At 40.6% G+C, this 603-nt stretch carries 1 protein-coding gene; it reads left to right on the forward strand.

Annotated features, from left to right (window positions below):
• Positions 1-603, forward strand: a 603-nt coding sequence (locus UC75_RS19415) for an NAD(P)/FAD-dependent oxidoreductase (RefSeq protein ID WP_228136971.1), incomplete at both ends; no start/stop codon positions are given.

Below are 603 nucleotides of genomic sequence, written 5' to 3' on the forward strand. Positions count from 1 at the left end.
TTCACACCAGGAACAATGTTGGTTCAGCCATCAGCATTAGTAAAAGGCTTGGCAGATAGTTTACCGTCAAATGTGACGCTATATGAAAATACTGCAATTACTGAAGTTGAATATGGCGATAAAGTTGTATTAAAGCATGACCTTGGTCAAATCACTGCGGATAAATTGATTTTGGCAAATAATGCTTTTGGGCAACGTTTTGGTTTTTCACAGTTAAAACGCACCATGTTGCCTGTCTTTTTATATGCAAGCATGACTCGTCCTTTAACACCAAGCGAGCAAGCTGAATTGGGCGGTAAAGATTTCTGGGGTGTGATTCCATCAGACCCTTTTGGTAGTACAGTTCGCCGTACCCACGACAACCGTATTTTAATGCGCAACAGTTTTAGTTTTAACCCAAATGGAAAACCAAAACCGCATTGTTTAGAGCGCTTTATTTCTAAGCATCAGCGTTCGTTTGATAACCGTTTCCCAATGTTGCCAGACGTTAACTTTGAATATACGTGGAGTGGTTCACTCGCATTATCGCAAAACCATAAAGGCTTCTTTGGTCAACTTGCTCCAAATGTATATGGTGCGTTGTGTTGTAACGGTTTGGGAATT

Source organism: Acinetobacter sp. V2, assembly GCF_001188385.1.
GTDB lineage: Bacteria > Pseudomonadota > Gammaproteobacteria > Pseudomonadales > Moraxellaceae > Acinetobacter > Acinetobacter oleivorans.